Annotated in this window: 7 protein-coding genes and 1 pseudogene; 1 reads left to right on the top strand and 7 read right to left on the bottom strand. The window is 43.2% G+C overall.

The genetic code is table 11. The features are described from left to right. From Q4491_RS21350 to Q4491_RS21330, 5 genes and pseudogenes are all read right to left on the bottom strand, one after another. Positions 1-800: pseudogene (locus Q4491_RS21350) on the bottom strand (hypothetical protein); the annotation flags it as partial. 55 nt (positions 801-855) lie between these two features. Then, a complete protein-coding gene (locus tag Q4491_RS21345) occupies positions 856-1110 on the bottom strand; it encodes a hypothetical protein (protein ID WP_303460781.1) in 255 nt (84 codons plus the stop codon). Continuing rightward, on the bottom strand, positions 1110-1514 hold the full coding sequence (locus tag Q4491_RS21340) for a hypothetical protein (RefSeq protein ID WP_303460778.1): 405 nt from the start codon (positions 1512-1514) through the stop codon (positions 1110-1112). The genes Q4491_RS21345 and Q4491_RS21340 overlap by 1 nt, the downstream gene beginning before the upstream one ends. Positions 1515-1657: 143 nt before the next feature. Further along, entirely contained in the window at positions 1658-1948 is a 291-nt protein-coding gene (locus tag Q4491_RS21335; protein WP_303460775.1) for a hypothetical protein, read from the bottom strand. A 219-nt stretch (positions 1949-2167) separates the two neighbouring features. Continuing rightward, the gene (locus tag Q4491_RS21330; RefSeq protein WP_303460773.1) at positions 2168-2500 is read right to left on the bottom strand and encodes a hypothetical protein; all 333 of its coding nucleotides are present in this window, start codon (positions 2498-2500) and stop codon (positions 2168-2170) included. Positions 2501-3748: 1248 nt separating this feature from the next. Between Q4491_RS21330 and Q4491_RS21325 the strand changes: the two genes are divergently transcribed. Next, on the top strand, positions 3749-3946 hold the full coding sequence (locus Q4491_RS21325) for a hypothetical protein (RefSeq protein ID WP_303460770.1): 198 nt from the start codon (positions 3749-3751) through the stop codon (positions 3944-3946). An 89-nt stretch (positions 3947-4035) separates the two neighbouring features. Here the strand turns inward: Q4491_RS21325 and Q4491_RS21320 are convergent, their stop codons facing one another. Together Q4491_RS21320 and Q4491_RS21315 are read right to left on the bottom strand one after the other, a co-directional pair. Further along, complete coding sequence (locus Q4491_RS21320; RefSeq protein WP_303460767.1) at positions 4036-4488, bottom strand: DUF2247 family protein; 453 nt, start codon at positions 4486-4488, stop codon at positions 4036-4038. Between the two features lie 12 nt (positions 4489-4500). After that, positions 4501-5142: RHS repeat-associated core domain-containing protein (locus tag Q4491_RS21315; protein WP_303460765.1), on the bottom strand; the 642-nt coding region annotated here is incomplete at its 5' end.

Here is a 5142-nt window from a genome sequence, read left to right as displayed (position 1 = left end):
CCGTAGGTATAATCTTTCTGACCCTGAGGGCCGTTTTCACGGAGTAAAGTGTTCCCCAGCCAGTCAAACTGCGTTTGCCCACCATTCACGGTTTTGCTGATCCGGCGTCCCAGAGGATCATAAGTATAGGCAGCGGTCACTTCGATGCTGGATTGCAGTGTCGTTGCACCATTTCCGACATCTACGCGGGTCACCCGCTCGCGCTGGTAGCCAACCAAACGTTCTGCGTCGTTATAGGTGAAGGTTTCGATGGTGCTGCCGTCTTTACGGGTTTTCTTGCTCAGATTACCGCGCACGTCATATTCGTAGCTGAACTGATTATCTTCCAGCAACTTGCCGTCCGGGCTGTAAATACCGCCGAAGTCTAACCGGTTGCCTAAATCATCGTATTGATACTGATATGCTCCGGTGACGGTGTTCGCCTGCACTAAACGCTGGCTGGCATCGTATGCAAAGGTCTGATTCACACCATCCTGAGTGATGCCTTCCAGCAGCCCCGACAGACTGTACGCATACTGCCAGTCTTTGCTGAACGCGCCCTGGTTGTACCGCCGTGAGGTTAAACGGTTTAATGCATCGTACTGATTGGTTAGCACCAGCCCGTGCGGTGTTTGCTGGCGGGTGAGCATCCCGTTGGCATTCCAGGTAAACGAATAACTCCCCTGCGGCGTGGTCATGTTCTGGATCTGACCATTCGCATCATAAGCATAACTGACGGGGGTCCCTGCGTTATCCCATTGTGCAATTTCACCAAATGGGGTGTAGCTGTACTGATGGGTCAACCCCTGACTGGTTTCCATTGCCAACCTTCACCAGCAGCAAGCGTCATTTATCAGTTAGGAAAGAGCTTATCCTTCATTTTGAAAAATAATAAGAGCGAGAGTAAATACAACAAAAAAGCAAGTAATCGCCCCCCAACATAGGTACAAGCAGCCCCATTTCTAACTTTTTAAATAAAGATGGTGTAATCACATAAACAGGATAGTAATAACCGGTATCAAGGGCTAACCACACTAATCCATTTGATGCGTTCACTATTCCCAGAAGATATGTTGCAACCGGGAAAATCAAAATCAACAGACTAAGATAAATCCTCAGCTTTCTAACCATTAGTTGCACCTCTTACCACGTCTTGTCATACGGCAAGTTGGAGGATTTGCTAGTCGGTCATACTCTTGCCTCAGTGCATCTGAAAAATGCTGACAATTTTTGCCCACAACACAGTATGTGTTGTTATCCCAATCCTCGCGAATATTATCCAATGCTTGGCGCATTAAATTATCGTCATAGACAGGTCCAAAAAAGTCATACTCATTTCTGTTATAGCCATCATCTGAACGAACATCACCAGCTTCACCGCAAATCGCAGCGCCGTTTCCACTTCCATCGCCAGCAAAAAATCCAACGTTTTCAGCTGGATTATCGTCAAACCAAAGCTGTTCATGTGCGCGGTGATGGTTGCTGCCCCCATCGGGAATATGGTTGTTACTGTAATAAGATTCATCGCCACTCAATGGCTTGAACCCAACTCTTGCTAATCCCAATGGGTCGATATAACTCAGTGGATTCCCCCAACATAAGAATAAGTGTCCACAGTTAGTAGATCAGATAAAAACCAAACTCTTAAATAACTACCAAATCAAGACCATAATTACATTTAACTTTGACCATCATTAAATACATCAATTAAAGTCTCGACTTGAAGGCCTAATGCATTAGGCTCTCCATCATTACTCACTCCATAAATCATTAGGTAATCAGAAAGGGAGTTCATCACAACCTCAACCTCATCTTCAGACAGATCAATCAAATATTGACCTGAGGGATACTTACCTTTTTCGAAATACTGCCCATCTTTTTCATATTCAATAAGTCTTTTGACTAAGGCTGAATCTTCAACTTCCTCAATGAGAAGTTTGATATCTGACAAGTTAATTTTAAATTGCATTGTCACTACCTTATTGATTTAGGATGATAACTAAAACCTAAGTCATTAGCCTTGGCCTGTGCAGATCCACTTCCTCAAGAACGGGTCGTTCCTTGTTGCTAAATTTGAGGACATCGAGATTCCCCATCCAAGTCATGATATAACCTTGTGGAAATATGATTTTTTATTTCACCATCACATTGACCACACAAATTACATTATCAGATTTGTCTATAACAGCTAATAAACACACAAATCTGTAACTGCAGCAGCCCCACCTCTCCACCAACTTAAATCCATTGGTTTTTTACGATTATATTTACGATCCGGCACCCAAGTTACTGAACAACTCAAACTTCTCATTACATTAAATGCATCTAATTCATCTTTTGATAGCCTAGGTGATGCAACAACATACTGATACTTATCACTTATAGTTATTAAAGGTTCATCAAGCGCCAACAAAATAAATTTATTGCCAGCATCAACCATAACAATGGAAGCGTTCGTATCATGATGAACAAATTCATTACTACGAATAATTATTTTTTTTCCAACTAAATTTGAGGACATTATTGCACTCTCTTTATCGTTACAGGAATCTTTCCCGTTGCCGTACGCTCCATACCTCCTCCTGGCATGTTAAACGCCGGCGCTACCTTTGAAGGTTTAGAGAACACTCCCTTAGGCACTTCTAACGTAACCCTAACCTCTGGAGTTTGAGGCAGCGCAGACCGCTGACGAGCACGAAGGGCATCTGAGTTTGCAGAATCAGTAACGTAATGCGTTCCATCTCGCCCACCACGTAACAACCCAGTTTCTTGAGTCGCTTTCAGTTCCGCTCTAGACATCCAGTGCTGAACAGTTTCAGTACCAGCCCCCTTCGCAACCCGGCTCGCAGCCCCCCAATCCCGTTACGCCGGGTATCGCTAATCCCGCGACATCTAAACTTAGCGCTGTTAAGTTACAGAACCTTAGATGGAATTTATGAAAAGCTTAATACTTAAGGTCCTGTCTATTAATACACTTTATCAACAATATTTTCTAGGTTCACAAATAGGTTTTGTACATACTGTTCAGCCAGAGAACCCATAAATACAAATTATTTTTTATCATTTTACCTATCGTCTCTGTGCAAAATATCCGAGTTTTTTCAGATCACTTAAATAATGCTTCTTAAAATAAATGCCACCAGGAACTGATGCAAGAAGAAACAACACAAAGAAATAAATCATATAAATTGGGTTTAATTTAAAACTTTCTCGCCAATCATCGATCATCGTGAGTGCTAAAAATAAAGGGGAAACTAACACACATGCAAATACTGCATAGATAATAAATCCTCCCCATAGCACAAATGAGTATAATAGAAAGTAAATTGCCGTTAATAACCACATCATATTAGAACTGCTGTCCTCCTAATTCACCCACACCCACTGATATCAGGGCGACCGCATGAGTTGATTTTTTGTTTCAACAATGATTATTAAATGTTACACATACGGATAACGGCCTGTTTCAAGCAATCATCGCTGTTAGAGCTTGTTTAATAATCAACCGATCAGCTGGTTGGTGACATAGACCCAGTTATATAAATGTTAACTTTAACAACGTGGTAACTCATGCGGTTGCCCTGCTATTCCATCTAGATAAACCCTCCGCCTTGGACATTCTAAATCATATAAACCCCAAGAACGGAAGAGGACCTCTTCCCCAATATTTAATTTTTAAAATTAATCGTTACCAATTCGCTAAAGGCCCCATTCTCTCATTTGTAAAGAACCCGGATCTTCCAGAACCCACACTCTGATTTTCCTTAGGATGTCTGTCCCGACATTTTCGCAGGCCAACCAGATCGGCAGCAACCACGCCCAGCTCAACAAGTACGAAATCGGCCTGAACACGCCGCCGCTGCATAGTCAGCGGCTGATCCAGCGGTTCCAGACCATCGAGGAATTTGACGCCGATAAGCGGGAGACCATTATCAATGGTGCTGGACGCCATGATCGCCAAACATAATATGGCGTCCACAATTAAAGCCATGGAGAGTTAACAAAGTACGACCGGAAAGATTTCAGCAGGACTAGATACAGATCATTAATGTCGTTTCAGCCTGTAAATTTCTTCTTTAAGGATGAAATTACTTCTGACATTGCCACTAGCGGATCAACAGAATCTTGCGAATAAATACTGCAAGATGCCATGTCTTCCGGATATTCAAATTCAGCGTATAACTCTTGTAATTTATCAATCTTTTCCTCTTCGGATAAAACCGAACCACTTAATGCGGTTAATGTTGCCAGCCTCCACTTTTCAATGACTTCTGGAGCATCCGTTGACCCACCAACTTGCAGCAACAAACACTTAATCTCCGAATCATCAAGAGAATCAGCGCCAGCTAATACAGCAATATTTTCGTCACCGTTATCCAAGTCAGCAGACAACAGGCTTGTAGCATAAGCCGCAATATCAGACTTTTTTGCCCAGCCCCTTTGCAAGCCAACGAGCAACGTTGACCAGCAAACAAGATTAAGTTCTTTTAATACTTCCATTGGTTTCATCTAATCTTTATCTCACTTCTTAGGTATCTGATTAGGAAAACCTGTAACTTGACCGCCCGGAATAAAGCGTCTATGAGACACATTCCCTTGATCGATAATCCATTCAAAAACGCCATCCTTGCCATTGAGGCTACCCTCAATTTGCCTTAACTCAGACGTTCTTACGACTTGGCCTCCAGGCCCTTTGGTTGGAATATCGAATTTCGCCGCATCACCGGCATAGTTATCGATGATGTCATTAAAACGGTGAGTAGGGTCAGTCTTGTTGGCGCTGCCAATGCGTGGTTTATCAAGAACAGAGTTATCTATTCTCTTCGCAACCCGGCTCGCAGCCCCCAATCCCGTTACGCCGGGTATCGCTAATCCCGCGACATCTAAACTCAGCGCTGTTAAGTTACTGCTTAAATTCCCACAATCACCAAGAACATTGTCGGTTAAAATTCGATATAAACCATAGCCAATAAACCCGATGTCAGCGACAGTGTCAATGATTAACCCTGTCGAATCCGTATAGTTCAGCGGGTCTGCACCGGCATAGCTGTACAGGTTGTATCCCCCACCCAACCCAATCGGATCCCGCTGAATGTACCGCCCAGTATTCGGATCGTAATCCCGGTAGAAATTGTAGTTCAGGCCGGACTCCGCATCCCGGTA

Source organism: Photobacterium sp. 2_MG-2023 (genome assembly GCF_030547675.1).
In the GTDB taxonomy this organism is placed as follows: domain Bacteria; phylum Pseudomonadota; class Gammaproteobacteria; order Enterobacterales; family Vibrionaceae; genus Photobacterium; species Photobacterium arenosum.
Note: the sequence above shows the minus strand (reverse complement) of the source record. Positions and strands in the feature narration are given on the sequence as shown.

Excerpts from the sequence above, each read along its gene's own strand:
- Q4491_RS21320 (WP_303460767.1), bottom strand. The coding sequence starts at position 4,488 with ATGAAACCAATGGAAGTATTAAAAGAACTTAATCTTGTTTGCTGGTCA.
- Q4491_RS21330 (WP_303460773.1), bottom strand. The coding sequence starts at position 2,500 with ATGTCCTCAAATTTAGTTGGAAAAAAAATAATTATTCGTAGTAATGAA.
- Q4491_RS21325 (WP_303460770.1), top strand. The coding sequence starts at position 3,749 with ATGTCTGTCCCGACATTTTCGCAGGCCAACCAGATCGGCAGCAACCAC.
- Q4491_RS21345 (WP_303460781.1), bottom strand. The coding sequence starts at position 1,110 with ATGGTTAGAAAGCTGAGGATTTATCTTAGTCTGTTGATTTTGATTTTC.
- Q4491_RS21335 (WP_303460775.1), bottom strand. The coding sequence starts at position 1,948 with ATGCAATTTAAAATTAACTTGTCAGATATCAAACTTCTCATTGAGGAA.